The sequence below is a fragment of the Microbacterium testaceum genome (assembly GCF_020781835.1).
In the GTDB taxonomy this organism is placed as follows: Bacteria; Actinomycetota; Actinomycetes; order Actinomycetales; family Microbacteriaceae; genus Microbacterium; species Microbacterium testaceum_H.
The window spans coordinates 46,368-61,208 of the sequence record NZ_JAJGNJ010000004.1; the positions used below are offsets into that span (position 1 = coordinate 46,368).

Sequence of the window (14,841 nt, forward strand, 5' to 3'; positions counted from 1 at the left end):
TCGCTCGGGATCCGCCGCGTACGGCCTTGACAGCTCTCGCGGTGCTCCCTCGGAATGCGCTGCTCGGCCACGAAGGCAGCCCCGTGCCGCGAGGAGGTCCGGGCAGCGGAGGAGGGATGCCGCGGATACGGCTCCCGTCGGACGAATCGCCCTGAGCGCGCGGCGGCGCTCTGCCCGCGCGGACGGACTCAGCCGGCGGCGAGCTCGGCGGCCTTCTCCTTCGCGAGGCCCGACGGCGTCGAGCGGATCGGGTGCCCGGTCGTCGTGAGGCACCGGCCCGAGGCGAGGTCCCACTTCCAGTCGTGCAGTGAGCAGGTCAGGACGCCGTCCTCGATCTTTCCGGTCTTGGTGAGGTCGGCGCGCAGGTGCGGGCATCGGCGCTGGACCGTCCAGCCGTCGATCTCGGCATCCTCGGTCTGATCGGACTGTTCGGCGTACCAGTTCTCGACGTACTCGATCCGGTCACGCGACAGGCACTTGAGGAACGTCGTGAGGAACTCATTGAACTTCCCCGACCGGCCCACCTCGAACTGCATCGACAGGAAGATCGAGTTCGACCAGTCGATCTCGTGGTCGCGGATGTTCGTCGAGACCAGGTCGGCAGGGATCGTGTACCAGTAGATGCACTCCTCGCCGGCGTACTCACGCAGCTTCGCCTTGGGGAAGTCCACGACCATGTCGAGCTCGCCGATGCGGAACCGCACCATGCCGCCGACGCCGTTGCGGATCGTGCGCGCGCGACGCAGGAGCGGCTCCCACCACTCCTTCAGCGCCGCGAGCATCTCGGCCGGCGGGATGATCTCGGCACGGGATGCCTCTTCCGCGGCGATCTCGTCCTGGCGGCTGTCGCGCTGCTCGGCGAGGTACGCCCACTTGTCGCCGAAGATGCGCTCGATCTCGGCATCCGTGAACAGCGTCTGTGTGACGGTCGCGTCGGAGCCGCGCAGCTCGACCTCGGTGCCGGGGAGGAACAGGTACCCCTTCTGGTCGGGGCGCAGCTCCTTCATGTGCGCGAGGAACTCGCGCTGGTCGGTGAAGATCGAGTCGTTCTCCAGGCCCGTGCCGTTGTAGCGGAACAGCGCCTCGCGCAGGAACATGGGCGGACCGGCCATGGGGAAGACATGCTCGGCATCCACCTTCTCGATGTAGTACATCGCGCGCTTGTTCTGCGCGTCGCGCTTGAGCTGCGCGAAGTTCTGCTTTGCGTCCTGCGGGAGGTCGTAGACCATCGGCCACCAGATCGCGCCGGAGACCTGGGTGAAATACGCGTCGGGCTTGCCGAAGTCGAAGAGCTTGTCGAGGTCGAGCGGGTGCGAGTCGTTCTGATTCAGGATGCTGGCGGTGCCGTCGTCGACCGACAGCGACGAGTCGCCGATCGGGCCGTCGGACGGGGCGCGGAGGGGGGTGACCATGAGCTTCAGGTCACCGAACTGCAGAGGCACGCCCGCCTCGGTGCGCACGAGGTTCGTGTACCCGAGGGCGATGAGGTCCCGCTCGAGGTCGTCGGTCGGGTACTCGGGCAGCAGGACCTTGATGTCCTTCGAGACGTACCGCTCGAGCATGGCCGGGTCGAAGTGGTCGCGGTGGCGGTGCGAGATGTAGAGGAAGTCGGCCGCGCCGAAGCGCTTCCAGTCGAGCGCGCGGTTGTCGGGGAACGGGAACCACGAGCCGAAGAAGCTCGGACCGATCACGGGGTCGCAGAGGATGCTGCCGCCCGCGGTCTCGATGAACATGCCCGCGTGGCCGAGGCCGGTGATCTTCATGTCGCTCCTGTCCGTGAGAACCCATCGAGTCTACGCGGGGGTCGGCTGTGGGGAGGGTCGGCGCGGCGTCGCGGTTCACCCGCCGAGGATCGCGCGGATGTCGTCGGCATCCAGCGCGTTCGCGAACGCGTCGCCGTCGTCGAGCACCGCACGCGACAGGGCGGCCTTGCGCTGCTGCAGCTCGAGCACCTTCTCCTCCACCGTGCCCGCCGCGATGAGCCGGTAGACGAACACGCTCCTGGTCTGCCCGATGCGGTGGGTGCGGTCGATCGCCTGCGTCTCGGCGGCGGGGTTCCACCACGGGTCGAGCAGGAACACGTACTCGGCCTCGACGAGCGTCAGACCGAACCCGCCGGCCTTGAGGCTGATGAGGAACACCGGCGCCTCTCCCCTACGGAACGCCTCGACGACCTCGCCGCGGCGGGAGGTCGAGCCGTCGAGGTGCGCGTAGGCGAGGCCGGCGGCATCCAGGCGCTCCGCCGCGAGATCGAGGAAGGACGTGAACTGGCTGAACACCAGAGCGCGATGGCCCTCGGATGCCACTTCGACCAGGCGCTCCATCAGGACGTCGAGCTTCGCCGACCCGAGGGGGGCGTCGCGCTCGTCGACGAGGCCGGGGGCGAGCGCGAGCATGCGCAGGAGCGTGATCGAACGGAACACGATGAAGCGCTGCCGGTCGAGGTCGTCGAGCAGCCCCAGCACCTTCTGCCGCTCGCGTTGCAGCACGCGGTCGTACAGCTCGCGGTGCGCGGGGGCGAGGGGCACTGCGATCGTCTGCTCCTGCTTGGGCGGCAGGTCGGCGGCGACGACGTCTTTCGTGCGGCGCAGGAGGAACGGCCGCACCCGTGAGCGGAGGCGCGCGAGGCTGCCCCGGCGGTGGGCCTCGGCCGCTGCGGCGGAGAGCTCGGTCGGGGCGTCGGAGGGCAGCTGCTCGATCGCCCGGACGTACTCCTCGCGGAAGCGTCGCGCCGAGGGGTACAGGCCGGGCGCGACGAGGGCCAGCAGCGCCCACAGGTCGTCGAGGCCGTTCTCGATCGGGGTGCCGGTGACGGCGAACACCGAGTCCGCGCGAAGCGCCGCGACGGCGCGGTGAATGCGGGTCGCGGGGTTCTTCACGAACTGGGCCTCGTCGAGCACCACGCCGGCCCACTCGGGCACGGCGAATTCGGCGTCGTCCGTGCGCACCACGCCGTACGGTGCGACGACGACATCGGCGCGCTCGGCGAGGTGGGCGATGGTGTCGTTCCGCCGCACAGCGGTCGCCTCGACAGCGACCACGTCGAGGTCGGGTGCGAAGCGCGCAGCCTCCGCCCTCCACGTCGGCAGCACCGAGGTGGGGGCGATCACGAGCCATGGACGACGCTCCCCCGTCGCCCGTGCGTGCGCGATGAGCGCGAGGATCTGCACGGTCTTGCCGAGCCCCATGTCGTCGGCCAGGATGCCGCCGAGCCGGTGCGCGTGCAGGAGCGCGAGCCACGCGAGACCTTCGCGCTGATACGGCCGGAGCTCGGCGCGAAAGCCCGGCGGTGTGGCCACCGAAGGCACCTCGGACACGTCGCGCAGCACCCGCGCCAGGTCGCGCCACTCGACGGCGGCCGCGGACTCGTCGGCGAGGTCTTCGAACTCGCTCCACAGGGCGAGGTGGCGGCGAGGGATGCGCGGGCCCGTCTCCCACTCATCCAGCGCCGCCGCCTCCTCCAGCAGGTCGCGCAGACGCTGAAGCGACGGGTGGGCGAGCGAGAACCATGCCCCGTCGGAGAGCTTGATGCGGGTGCGGCCGCGCGAGAGGGCGGTGAAGAGCGTGCCGAACGGGATCGCGCGCCCGTCGATCACGACGACGATCCCGAGGTCGAACCAGTCACGGTCGGCCGACGGCACGGCGGTGATCGTCAGCGTCGGGTCTCCGCGCAGCTCGCGGAACGTCGGAACGGATCCCCGCGTGAGCACCCGCACGTCGGCGAGGAGGTCGAGGGCCGGCAGCACGCGCGTCGCGAACGCGGCGGCGTCGGCGTCGCGCAGCAGCTCCCGGGCCTTGACCGGCAGATCGGCGCGCTCGGCCCAGGTCGTTTCTACCCGGCCCGCGATCTCGCCCTCGGCGCGGGGGTCGCGCTCGTCGTCGGCCGGGATGCCGTAGGCGGCGCGGATGCCGCCCGGGTACACCCAGTCGAGCGCGTACTCGACGGACTCGTCATCGAGATACGACACGGTCACCTCGAGCGTCGGCCGCGGCGGCGGAGGCGCGGGGGCGCCGGGCGCCACGGCGAGGGCGACCCGCCGCGCGAGGCGCGGGTACGCGTCGGCGAGGAACTCCCCCACGTCCGCGGCCGGCACGATGACAGGGCCGTCGGTCAGCAGGGCCGGCAGCGGGGACGGCAGGGCGACGGGGGCGAGGACCAGCGGGATCGGGTCGCGGTCGGGCTCGAACGCGAAGATCCCCGCGGTGCCGAGAGGTCGCACGTGCGCGGCATCCACGGCTCGTCCGTCGATCTCGATGGCCGCCGCGAGACGCAGTCCGCCGCCGGACGCGGTGTCGACCGACACGCGCGCCGTCGCCTCGTCCGCCAGCCGGACGCTCTGCTGCGGGTGCATCGGCACGAGCGGGATGCCGAGGCCCGCGGCCGCGCGCAGGTGCGGCCACAGCAGTGGCGAGGCGATGGCATCCAGGGCGACGGTGTCGCCGGCCGCGACGAAAGGTCCGGTCGTGCGCATCGCCTGCGCGAGAGCGTGGAGTTCGGCGAGCCAGCCGACCTGCGCCGGGTCGAAGCGGCCGGTCGACCGGCGGACCGCGTCCCACGTGGCATCCGCTCGGATCCAGGTCTCGCGCGTGCCGCGCACGAGCGGCCGGGCGACGAGCTGTAGCTCGTCCTGGCGTCGAGCGAGCATGCGGGGCGTGACCGGGTCGACGGACCGCGCCTCCCACCGCGCGGGGTCGTACGCCTCGCGCTGGCGCAACTCGATGCCGAGCGCGAGCGCCTCGAAACCCCGACGCTCGGGGTCGGGGAGCAATCCGCGCCAGCTGGTCATGCCGAAATCCTGTCATCGGCCACCGACACCCCCGGCCGCCCGCCGCGATCCGGCGTCGGGGCGACGGCGGTGTCCGCTCGTGCATAAACGCGATCGGCGCGCAGAAACACGTTGCCCTCGCGTTTATGCGCGCGAATCGCGTTTATGCGTGCTCGGCGCAGCCGCGGGAGCACGTCGGCGGGTGTCAGGACGAGCGCGCGATGCGGGCGAGGACGCCGTGGACGAACGAGCCGGAGTCGTCGGTGGAGAACTCCTTCGCCAGCTCGACCGCCTCATCGATCGCGACGGCCGTGGGCACCTCGTCGTTGTAGAGGATCTCCCACGTCCCGATGCGCAGGAGCGCACGGTCGACGGCGGGCATCCGCTGCAGCGACCAGTCCTTCGCGAACGTGGTGATCTGCTCGTCGATCGCCTCGCGGTTGTCGATGACGCCGTCGACGATGTCACGGGCGTACAGCCACGAGGCCTGGCGGTCGGGCTCGGAGGCGGCGCGCTTCGCCTCGACGGCGAGCATGACCGGCAGCTCCTCACCGCGGACGTCGGCCTGGAACAGGATGTCGAGCGCGCGTTTGCGCGCCTTGGTGCGGGCGCTCAAGGTCAGCTGATGCGGCCGAGGTACTCGCCGGTGCGAGTGTCGACCTTGATCTTCGTGCCGGTCTCGAGGAACAGCGGGACCTGCATCTCGTACCCGGTCTCGACGGTGGCGGGCTTCGTGCCGGCCGAGGACCGGTCGCCCTGCAGACCCGGCTCGGTGTAGGTGACCTCGAGCACGACGGACGGCGGGAGCTCGATGTACAGCGGGTTGCCGTTGTTCAGGGCGATCTGCACCTGCTGGTTCTCGAGAAGGAAGTTGGCGGCGTCGCCCACGGTGGCCGCGCCCACGGTGATCTGGTCGTAGTCGGCGACGTCCATGAAGACGAAGCCCTCACCGTCGTTGTACAGGTACGTGAAGTCGCGGCGGTCGACGTTCTCGAGGTCGACCTTCGCACCGGCGTTGAACGTGCGGTCGACGACCTTGCCGGACATGACGTTCTTGAGCTTCGTGCGGACGAACGCGCCGCCCTTGCCGGGCTTGACGTGCTGGAACTCCACCACGCTCCAGAGCTGACCGTCGATGTTGAGGACGACGCCGTTCTTGATGTCTGCGGTGGATGCCATGAGGTTCGATGTTCCGTTTCGTGAGTCGGTGGGGCGTCGCGTCGGCGCTCGCCCAGCGGTCGAGTCTACGCGATGGGGCGCTCAGCCGTCCGCGAGCCCGCTGATGACCTCGACGAGGAGGTCGACGGCGCGCGCGTATCCCGGCACGCCCTCGCCGACCACGTGGACCGCGGCGACGTCTTCGATGTAGGAGAAGTGCCGGAAGCTCTCGCGTTCCTTGATGTTCGAGATGTGTACCTCGGCGACCGGAAGAGCCACGGATGCCAGGGCGTCGCGCAGCGCCACGGACGTGTGCGTCAGTCCCCCGGCGTTGATCACGATGCCGGCGCAGTCGAGCCGTGCGGCGTGGATCGCATCGATGAGCACGCCCTCGTGGTTGCTCTGGATCGCGCGGACCTCGAGCCCATGCCGATCGGCCGCCTCGGTCGTCACCCGCTCGACGTCGGCGAGAGTGTCTCGGCCGTAGATCTCGGGCTGTCGCGTGCCGAGCAGGTTGAGGTTCGGACCGTTGACGAGGAGGAGGCGGCGCGGCGTGCTCACGCCCCGACCTCCTGGTATGCGGCGAACAGAAGGGATTCGTCCGGCGCCTGGAGCACGGTCGGCCGCGCCAGGTCGTCGAGCACGATGAAGCGCAGCATGCTGCCGCGGCTCTTCTTGTCGCGCTGCATCGTCGCCTTCAGGGTCGGGAACGCCCCGGCGCGATAGGTCGTCGGCAGACCGAGCGACTCGAGCACCGTGCGGTGACGCTGAGCGACGTCGTCGGACAGGCGGCCGGCCAGCCGCGACAGCTCGGCGGCGAAGACCATGCCGACCGAGATCGCGGCTCCGTGACGCCAGCGGTACCGCTCGGCGTGCTCGATGGCGTGACCGAGGGTGTGCCCGTAGTTCAGCACCTCGCGCAGACCCGCCTCACGCAGGTCCTCGCCGACCACGCGCGCCTTCATGTCGATCGCGAGTTCGATGCACCGGCGGAACGCGTCGCCGCGCGGATCGACGATGTGCTCGGGGTCGGCCTCGATCAGGTCGAGGATCTCCGGATGCCAGATGAACCCGGCCTTCACGACCTCGGCGAACCCCGCGGTGGCCTCGTTGCGCGACAGCGTCTCGAGCAGATCGAGGTCGCAGACGACGGCGTGCGGGGGCCAGAAGACACCGACGAGGTTCTTGCCCTCGGCGGTGTTGACGCCCGTCTTGCCTCCCACCGCGGCGTCGACCATGGCGAGGACGGTCGTCGGCACCTGGACGATCGCGACGCCGCGCAGCCAGGTGGCGGCGACGAACCCGGCGAGGTCGGTGACAGCTCCCCCGCCGAAGCCGATGACGGCATCCGTCCGTGTGAAGTCGGCCTGGCCCATGACCTGCCAACAGAACGCGGCGACTTCGATGCGCTTGCCGGCCTCGGCGTCCGGGACCTCGGCGAGCAGGACCTGCCTGTCGCCGACGAGCTGCGCACGCAGCGCCTCGGCCTGCGTCGCGAGCGTCGGCGGATGCACGATGAGCACCTTCTGCGCTGCCGCCGGAAGCTTCTCCCCCAGGGAGGCGAGCAGGCCGCGCCCGATTGTGACGTCGTACCCGGGGTCGCCGGCGACGGTGATGGTGGTGGTGTCGGTCATGGGGTCTCCTGGGCCGGGACGCGCTGCGCCCAGGCCACGATGTCGTCGACGACGCGGGCGAGGGGGCCCGACGACGTGTCGAAGGCGATGTCGGCGGCCGCTTCGTAGATCGGTCGCCGCTCCTCGTAGATGCGCAGCCAACGCTCCGCGGGGTCTTCGCCGCCCAGCAGGGGGCGTTCGTCCCCGTGTATCCGGGAGGCCACCACGTGCGGCGCCACCGTCAGCAGGACGACGCGGTGGTGCGTGAGCCTCTCCTGCGTGACGGGATCGAGCACCGCTCCGCCGCCGAGCGCGACCACGCCGCCGCGGCCGAGCGCTTCGGCCACGGCATCCCGCTCGAGCGCGCGGAAATGGGCCTCGCCGTGGGCGAGGAAGAGGTCGCGGATCGGGCCGTGGTCGCGCACGACGATCTTGTCGGTGTCACTGAAGGGCATGCCGAGTGCGCGTGCGACGCGGCGTCCGACGCTCGTCTTGCCCGCACCCATCGGTCCGATGAGCACGAGTGCGCCGTCGCCGGCCTCAGCCGAGATCATGCGCGAGCAACGCCGCGTCGGAGGCGTCGGTGGTGCGCAGCGTCTCGGGCAGGTGCGCGAGATAGGCGTCGAGGTTGCGGCGCGTCTCGGCCACGTTGTCGCCGCCGAACTTCTCCAGCACCGCGTCGGCGAGCGTGATCGCGACCATGGCCTCGGCGACGACGCCGGCGGCCGGAACCGCGCAGACGTCGGAACGCTGGTGGTGGGCGGCGGCGGTGTCACCGGTGGCGACATCGACGGTGCGCAGCGCGTGCGGAACGGTCGCGATGGGCTTCATGCCCGCCCGAACCCGCAGCACCGTACCGGTGGACATGCCGCCCTCGGTGCCACCCGCCCGGTCGGAGGACCGCGTGATGCCGTCCTCGGTCGCGAACAGCTCGTCGTGCGCCTGCGAGCCACGGCGCGTCGTGGTGAGGAAGCCGTCGCCGACCTCGACGCCCTTGATGGCCTGGATGCTCATGAGTGCCTGCGCGAGCTTGGCATCCAGTCGACGGTCCCACTGCACGTGCGAGCCGAGGCCCGGCGGGAGCCCGTACGCGAGGACCTCGACGATGCCGCCCAGGGTATCGCCGGCCTTCTTCGCGTCGTCGACCTCGGCGACCATGGCGGCGGAGGTCGCGGGGTGGAAGCAGCGCAGCGGATCGGCGTCCAGCAGGTCGACGTCGTCGGGCGCGGGGAACGGCGCGTCGTCGGGGACGCGCACGGGGCCGATCGAGAGCGTGTGGCTGACCAGACGGATGCCGAGCTCGCCGAGGAACGCGCGGGCGACGGCGCCGAGGGCGACGCGTGCCGCGGTCTCGCGGGCGGACGCGCGCTCGAGGATCGGTCGCGCCTCGTCGAAGCCGTACTTCTGCATGCCGACGAGATCGGCGTGGCCGGGACGCGGACGCGTCAGCGCGGCGCCGCGGCCGCGGGAGCGGTCGGACAGCTCGACGGGCTCCGGGCTCATGACCTCGACCCACTTGGGCCACTCGGTGTTGCCGATGCGCAAGGCGATGGGGCTGCCGATCGTGAAGCCGTGCACGATGCCGGTCGAGAGCGTGAGCTCGTCCTCTTCGAACTTCATGCGCGAGCCGCGACCGTAACCGAGCTTGCGGCGGGCCAGGTCGGCGCGGATCTGCGCGGGAGAGATCGGGACACCGGCCGGCATCCCCTCCATGAGGGCGACCAGTTCGGGGCCGTGGGATTCCCCGGCCGTGAGCACGCGAAGCATGGCTCTATTCTCCCATGACGGCGGCGCGCATCGCGGCCAGCACGGCGTCCTCGCGCTCGAGAGGCGCCGCCGGGTCGCCTCCGACGAACACGCGCACCTGCAGGAGCGCCTGGTGAACCAGCATCGGCAGGCCGTTGATCGCCCGGTTGCCCGCGGCGAACCAGTACTCCGCGAGGGACGTCGGCCAGTTGCCGTACACGACGTCGACGAGCAGCCCGCCGTGCTCGGCGAAGGGACGGATGCCGGGACCGGCGTCGACCTGTCCGGGCAGGGCTCCGATCGTCACATCGACGGGCTCCGGCGCGTCGGGGTCGTCGAACGACGACCGCACGACGTCGACGCCGACGGACTCCCCCCGTTCGCGTAGGGCGGCGACCGCCTCCGGCCGCCGGGCCACGACCTCGACGCGCTCGGCGCCGAGCTCGGCGAGGGACAGTACGGCCGAGGTCGCGGTCGCACCCGCGCCGAGGATCCGCGCCGTCCGGGGATGCGTGACGCCGGCCTCGCGCAACGCGCGCGCGAGACCGCCGACATCGGTGTTGAACCCGAGGGGGCCGTCGTCCGTCAGCAGGTACGTGTTCACCGCACCGGTCCGGCGAGCAGCGTCGTCGAGGGACACCGCCGCCATCGCCGCGGCCTTCTTCAGCGGCATGGTCAGCGAGAGGCCGCGCCACGTGGCATCCAGGTCCGCGATCGCCGCGGGGAATCCCGCCTCGGTCACTCGCCGTCGGCCGTACTCCCACGGCAGACCCAGCTCGCGGTATGCCGCCGCGTGCAGCAGCGGTGACCGTGAGTGGTCGACCGGGTCGCCCCAGACGGCGAGACGCGTCCGGTCGCTCAGCATCCGCTGTCGGGGTTGTCCGTGCACCACTCCCGCCACTGGGCGACGGCCTGCTCGTGCTCGCTGTACGTGGACGTGAAGACGGTCTCGCCGGTGTCGAGGTTGACGGTCACGAAATACAGCCATGGGCCGTCCGCGGGCTTCATGGCCGCGTCGATGGCCAGATCGCCGGGGTTGGCGATCGGACCGATCGGGAGCCCCGGGTACATGTACGTGTTCCACGGGTTGTCGCTGTTGCGTGCTTCGGTGGACGTGCTCACCGACCCGCTGCCGAGTTCGTCGGCTCCGTACTGCACGGTCGAGTCCATCTCGAGCTTGCCGAACGTCTCCTGGTTGGAGGGCTGGAGGCGGTTCTCGATGACGCGCGACACCTTGTAGAAGTCGTCGGGGTTGCGCGCCTCGCGCTCGATGATCGAGGCGACGATGAGGATCCGCTCACGGTCCCCCTCCGGGACGCCCGCCTGGTCCAGCGACTGGATCGTCCGCTGCACCATCCGGCCGATGACGTCGGTGGCGCTCACGCCCTCGTCGAAATCGTAGGTCGCGGGGAAGATCCAGCCCTCGAGGGTCGCCGCGGGAACGCCGTACTGGGACGGGTCGGCCACGGCGGCGTCGAGCTCCTCACGGGGCATGCTCAGCTGCTCGGCGATGACATCCAACGACTGGTTCAGCGTGAGACCCTCGCGCAGCTGCACGGAGTTGTCGAGACGGTTCTCCGGGTCGCGCAGCGCGTCGAGGACGGCGGCAGAGGTCATCTGCTGCTGCAGCCTGTAGACCCCGGGCTGGAACGTGAAGGCGACGGAGTTGTCGACCATGTACTGGTAGAGCGAGTTCGACTCCTTCGTGACCCCCGCTTCGAACAGCTTCGGTGAGACCGACTCGCCGGTGTCGCCCGAGACGATCGTGACGCGGGCTTCGCCCGTGGCCATGCCCTCGGCGTAGTCGAGCGGCTCCCCGGTGCCGAAGAACGCCTGCACCCGCTCCCCGTAGGTGTTCCAGAGCGCGAAACCGCCGCCGACGAGTCCGCCGATGATCACGAGGACGATCGCGAGCGCGATCCACACGCCCGTGCGGCGCCGGCGTCGCGGCGGCGGGGTGGCGCCGCGGACCTCGTCGGTGCTCGCGCGACCGGAGAAGAGGTCCTCCAGCGACCCGGACGCCGGCGCGCGGCCTGCCCCGGAGCCCGCGGCGGCTGCGGCGCCCGCGCCGACGAGCACGGGCTCACGATCGTGGGAGGTCGCGGGGCGGGGAGCTTCCTCGGACGCCGGTGTCCGGGTGGGCTCGGGACGCACGGCGGGGACGGGATCGGCCGGGGCCTCGGCGTCGGCCCCAGTGCCGCGCCGTGAATCCGGGGTGGCGGCGGCCGTGGGGCCGGTCTGCGCCCTGCGGGCCTCGCGAGCCGCACGGCGGGAGGGCGGTGCCGAGACCGGGGAGCCCGGGCTCGCCTCGCCGCGAGAGGTGCCATCGGTCGCGCCGGCGCGGGGGTCGGGCAGACGGCGGTACAGCTCCGCGAACGGATCGTTGGGGTCGTTTTCGGGCATGTCAGGCGGGCTCCTGTCCCGGTGCTACGGCGGGTCCGGCCGGCTCGCCGGACTGTCGCTCCACGTCGAGCGCCTGCTGCAGCAGCACCACAGCGGCGACTTGGTCCACAATGCTACGAGAATCCCGCTGGGAGCGCCCTGCCTGCCGCAGCACGCCGTGCGCCGACACCGTGCTGAGCCGTTCGTCCACGAGACGAACGGGCACGGTCAGGGCTGCCGCCAGCTCACCGGCGAAGCGGCGTGCATCCGTCGTGGAAGGCGTGTCCTCGCCGCGAAGGTTGAGCGGAAGACCGACGAGCACCTCGAACGCCTCGTACTCGGCCGCGAGGGCCACGATGCGCCGCACCGGCTCGCCCTTGCGCGGAACCGTCTCCACGGGAACCGCGAGCAGGCCGTCGGGATCCGACCGGGCGACGCCGACGCGGGCGCGTCCCACATCGATGCCCAGCCGGATGCCGCGGCGGAACTCCGTCACGCCGTGGTCGCCCGGACGTCCGCGACGATGCCCTCGAGCGCCTGCGGCAGGGCTGCGGCATCCGTTCCGCCGCCCTGAGCGACGTCCGGACGCCCGCCACCGCCGCCGCCGAGGACGCCCGCCGCCGTCTTGGCCAGGGCACCGGCGGCGAGGCCGCGCTCACGCGCGGCGTCGTTCGTGACGACGACGACCGTCGCGCGACCGCCCGTGACGGTGCCGAGGGCGACGACGGCCGGGTCGGAGCCGAGCCTGTCACGCACCTGGAGCGCGAGCGAGCGCACGTCGTCGGCCGATGCGCCCTCGCCGAGGGACTGCGCGACGACGCGGACGGAGCCCACGGCGACCGCGGACTCGGCGAGCTGCGGGAGGCGGTCGGTGAGCGCGCGGGCCTCGAACGCCGCGATCTTCTTCTCGGCCGCCTTCAGGCTCGCGGCCAGCTCGGCGATGCGGGTCGTGAGCTGCTCGCGCGGGGTCTTCAGCGAGGTGGTCAGCTGGGACACGATCGCGCGCTCGGCGGCGAGATCGCGGAAGGCATCGAGACCCACCAGCGCCTCGACGCGGCGGTTCGAGGCGCCCACCGACGACTCGCCGACCAGGTTGACCAGGCCGATCTCCGCGCTGCGGGCGACGTGCGTGCCACCGCAGAGCTCGCGCGACCACGGACCGCCGATGTCGACCATGCGCACGGTGTCGCCGTACTTCTCGCCGAACAGCGCCATCGCGCCCGCGGCCTTGGCCTCGTCGAGCGAGAGCACGCGCGTGGTGACCTCGAGGTTGTCGCGCACGGCGTTGTTGGCGATGTCCTCGATCTCGGTGCGGGTCTCGGGCGAGAGCGCGGCACCCCAGCTGAAGTCGAAGCGCATGTAGCCGGCGCGGTTGAGCGAACCGGTCTGCGTCGCGGTCTTGCCGAGGGTGTCGCGGATGGCCGCGTGGACGAGGTGGGTGGCGGAGTGCGCCTGCTGCGCGGAGTGGCGGTTCAGGGCGTCGACCACCGTCGTCGCCGGAGCGTCGACGGACACCTCGCCCGTCGTCACCTCGACGGTGTGGCTGATGAGACCCGGGACCGGCCGCTGGACGTCGAGCACCTCGAGCTCGTAGCCGGGGCCCACGATCACGCCCTTGTCGGCGACCTGGCCGCCCGACTCGGCGTACAGGGCCGTCTCGGCGAGCACGACCTCGGCGATCTGTCCCTGCGATGCGCGGTCGGTGCTGTGTCCGTCGACCAGGATGCCGAGGACTTTCGACTCGGTCTCGAGGTCGGTGTAACCCGTGAAGACCGTCTCGCCGAGCGCACGGAACTCCCGGTACACGCTCTGGTCGGCGATCGCGCCCTTGCGGGAGCGCGCATCCGCCTTCGCCCGGGCGCGCTGCTCCTGCATGAGGGTGTCGAACGCGCCGCGGTCGACAGTGAGCCCGGCCTCCTCGGCGATCTCGAGCGTGAGGTCGATCGGGAAGCCGTAGGTGTCGTGCAGCAGGAAGGCCTCGGAGCCGGACAGCGTTGCGGCGCCGCCACGCTTGGCATCCGCCACGGACTGGTCGAGGATCGCGGATCCGGCCGCGAGGGTGCGGAGGAAGGTCTGCTCCTCGGCGATCGCGTACGCGGACAGACGCGCGTAGTCGGTCTCGACCTCGGGGTAGGACTCCTTCATCGCGTCGCGCGAGGCGGCGAACAGCTCGGGGAAGGTGGGGCCCTCGACGCCGAGCAGGCGCATCGAGCGGATGGCGCGGCGCATGATCCGGCGCAGGATGTAGCCGCGGCCCTCGTTCGACGGGGTGACGCCGTCGGCGAGGAGCATGAGCGAGGATCGCACGTGGTCGGCGACGATGCGCAGGCGCACGTCGTCCTCGTGCGACTCGGCGCCGTACGCCTTGCCGGCGAGCTTCGCCGCGAGGTCGAGGACCGGCCGCACCTGGTCGGTCTCGTACATGTTGTCGACGCCCTGCTTGATGAACGCGATGCGCTCCAGACCCATGCCGGTGTCGATGTTCTTGGCCGGCAGTTCGCCGACGATGTCGAAGTCGTACTTCGACCGCACGTTCGTGATCTCGTACTGCATGAACACGAGGTTCCAGATCTCGACGTACCGGTCGTCGTCGGTCGCCGGACCCCCGTCGATGCCGTACTCCGGGCCCCGGTCGAAGAAGATCTCCGAGCACGGGCCCGCGGGGCCCGGAAGTCCGGTCGACCAGTAGTTCGTGTCCTTGCCGAGCCGCTGGATGCGTTCCTCGGGGAGATCGGTCAGCCGGCGCCACAGATCGTGGGCCTCGTCGTCCTCTTCGTACACCGTGACCCAGAGGTCCTTCGGGTCGAAACCGAGTCCGCCGTCCTGCTCGGAAGTGGTCAGCAGCTCCCACGCGTAGCGGATCGCGTCTTCCTTGAAGTAGTCGCCGAACGACCAGTTGCCGAGCATCTGGAAGAAGGTGCCGTGGCGCGGGGTCTTGCCGACCTCTTCGATGTCGTTGGTGCGGATGCACTTCTGCACGTCCGCCGCGCGCGGGTAGGGCGGGGGCACGACGCCGCTGAGGTAGGGGATGAACGGCACCATGCCGGCGACGGTGAAGAGCAGGGCCGGGTCGTCGGTGACGAGCGAGGCCGACGGCACGATGGTGTGGTTCTTCTTCTCGAAGTAGTCGAGGAAACGCTGAGCGATCTCGGCGGTTTTCATGTCGGGTCTTTCCG

12 protein-coding genes are annotated in these 14,841 nt (G+C 71.0%); all 12 read right to left on the reverse strand.

Annotated elements, in window-relative coordinates; all coding sequences use genetic code 11:
* Nucleotides 1-188: 188 nt before the first annotated feature.
* Nucleotides 189-1,763, reverse strand: a complete 1,575-nt coding sequence (locus LL239_RS07310) for a Rieske 2Fe-2S domain-containing protein (protein ID WP_228162802.1) — start codon at nucleotides 1,761-1,763, stop codon at nucleotides 189-191.
* Between the two features lie 75 nt (nucleotides 1,764-1,838).
* The gene (locus tag LL239_RS07315) at nucleotides 1,839-4,787 is read right to left on the reverse strand and encodes a DEAD/DEAH box helicase (protein ID WP_228162803.1); all 2,949 of its coding nucleotides are present in this window, start codon (nucleotides 4,785-4,787) and stop codon (nucleotides 1,839-1,841) included.
* Nucleotides 4,788-4,971: 184 nt separating this feature from the next.
* Nucleotides 4,972-5,382 carry a transcription antitermination factor NusB gene (nusB, locus tag LL239_RS07320; RefSeq protein WP_228162804.1) on the reverse strand — a complete coding sequence of 137 codons (411 nt, stop codon included), beginning with the start codon at nucleotides 5,380-5,382 and terminating at the stop codon, nucleotides 4,972-4,974.
* Between the two features lie 2 nt (nucleotides 5,383-5,384).
* On the reverse strand, nucleotides 5,385-5,945 hold the full coding sequence (gene efp / locus LL239_RS07325) for an elongation factor P (protein WP_228162805.1): 561 nt from the start codon (nucleotides 5,943-5,945) through the stop codon (nucleotides 5,385-5,387).
* A gap of 81 nt (nucleotides 5,946-6,026) precedes the next feature.
* Nucleotides 6,027-6,485: a type II 3-dehydroquinate dehydratase gene (locus LL239_RS07330; RefSeq protein ID WP_228162806.1), complete on the reverse strand. Its 459-nt coding sequence runs from the start codon at nucleotides 6,483-6,485 to the stop codon at nucleotides 6,027-6,029.
* The gene (gene aroB / locus LL239_RS07335) at nucleotides 6,482-7,558 is read right to left on the reverse strand and encodes a 3-dehydroquinate synthase (protein ID WP_228162807.1); all 1,077 of its coding nucleotides are present in this window, start codon (nucleotides 7,556-7,558) and stop codon (nucleotides 6,482-6,484) included. The genes LL239_RS07330 and aroB overlap by 4 nt, the downstream gene beginning before the upstream one ends.
* A complete protein-coding gene (locus tag LL239_RS07340) occupies nucleotides 7,555-8,091 on the reverse strand; it encodes a shikimate kinase (RefSeq protein ID WP_228162808.1) in 537 nt (178 codons plus the stop codon). The genes aroB and LL239_RS07340 overlap by 4 nt, the downstream gene beginning before the upstream one ends.
* Nucleotides 8,078-9,304 carry a chorismate synthase gene (gene aroC, locus LL239_RS07345; protein ID WP_228162809.1) on the reverse strand — a complete coding sequence of 409 codons (1,227 nt, stop codon included), beginning with the start codon at nucleotides 9,302-9,304 and terminating at the stop codon, nucleotides 8,078-8,080. The genes LL239_RS07340 and aroC overlap by 14 nt, the downstream gene beginning before the upstream one ends.
* A 4-nt stretch (nucleotides 9,305-9,308) precedes the next feature.
* Complete coding sequence (locus LL239_RS07350; protein ID WP_228162810.1) at nucleotides 9,309-10,172, reverse strand: shikimate dehydrogenase family protein; 864 nt, start codon at nucleotides 10,170-10,172, stop codon at nucleotides 9,309-9,311.
* Nucleotides 10,142-11,686 (reverse strand): endolytic transglycosylase MltG, encoded by a 1,545-nt coding sequence (mltG, locus tag LL239_RS07355; protein WP_228162811.1) that lies wholly within the window; start codon nucleotides 11,684-11,686, stop codon nucleotides 10,142-10,144. The genes LL239_RS07350 and mltG overlap by 31 nt, the downstream gene beginning before the upstream one ends.
* 1 nt (nucleotide 11,687) lies before the next feature.
* Nucleotides 11,688-12,161 (reverse strand): Holliday junction resolvase RuvX, encoded by a 474-nt coding sequence (gene ruvX / locus LL239_RS07360; protein ID WP_228162812.1) that lies wholly within the window; start codon nucleotides 12,159-12,161, stop codon nucleotides 11,688-11,690.
* Complete coding sequence (gene alaS / locus LL239_RS07365; RefSeq protein ID WP_228162813.1) at nucleotides 12,158-14,827, reverse strand: alanine--tRNA ligase; 2,670 nt, start codon at nucleotides 14,825-14,827, stop codon at nucleotides 12,158-12,160. Before alaS ends, ruvX begins: the two co-directional genes overlap by 4 nt.
* Between the last annotated feature and the right edge of the window lie 14 nt (nucleotides 14,828-14,841).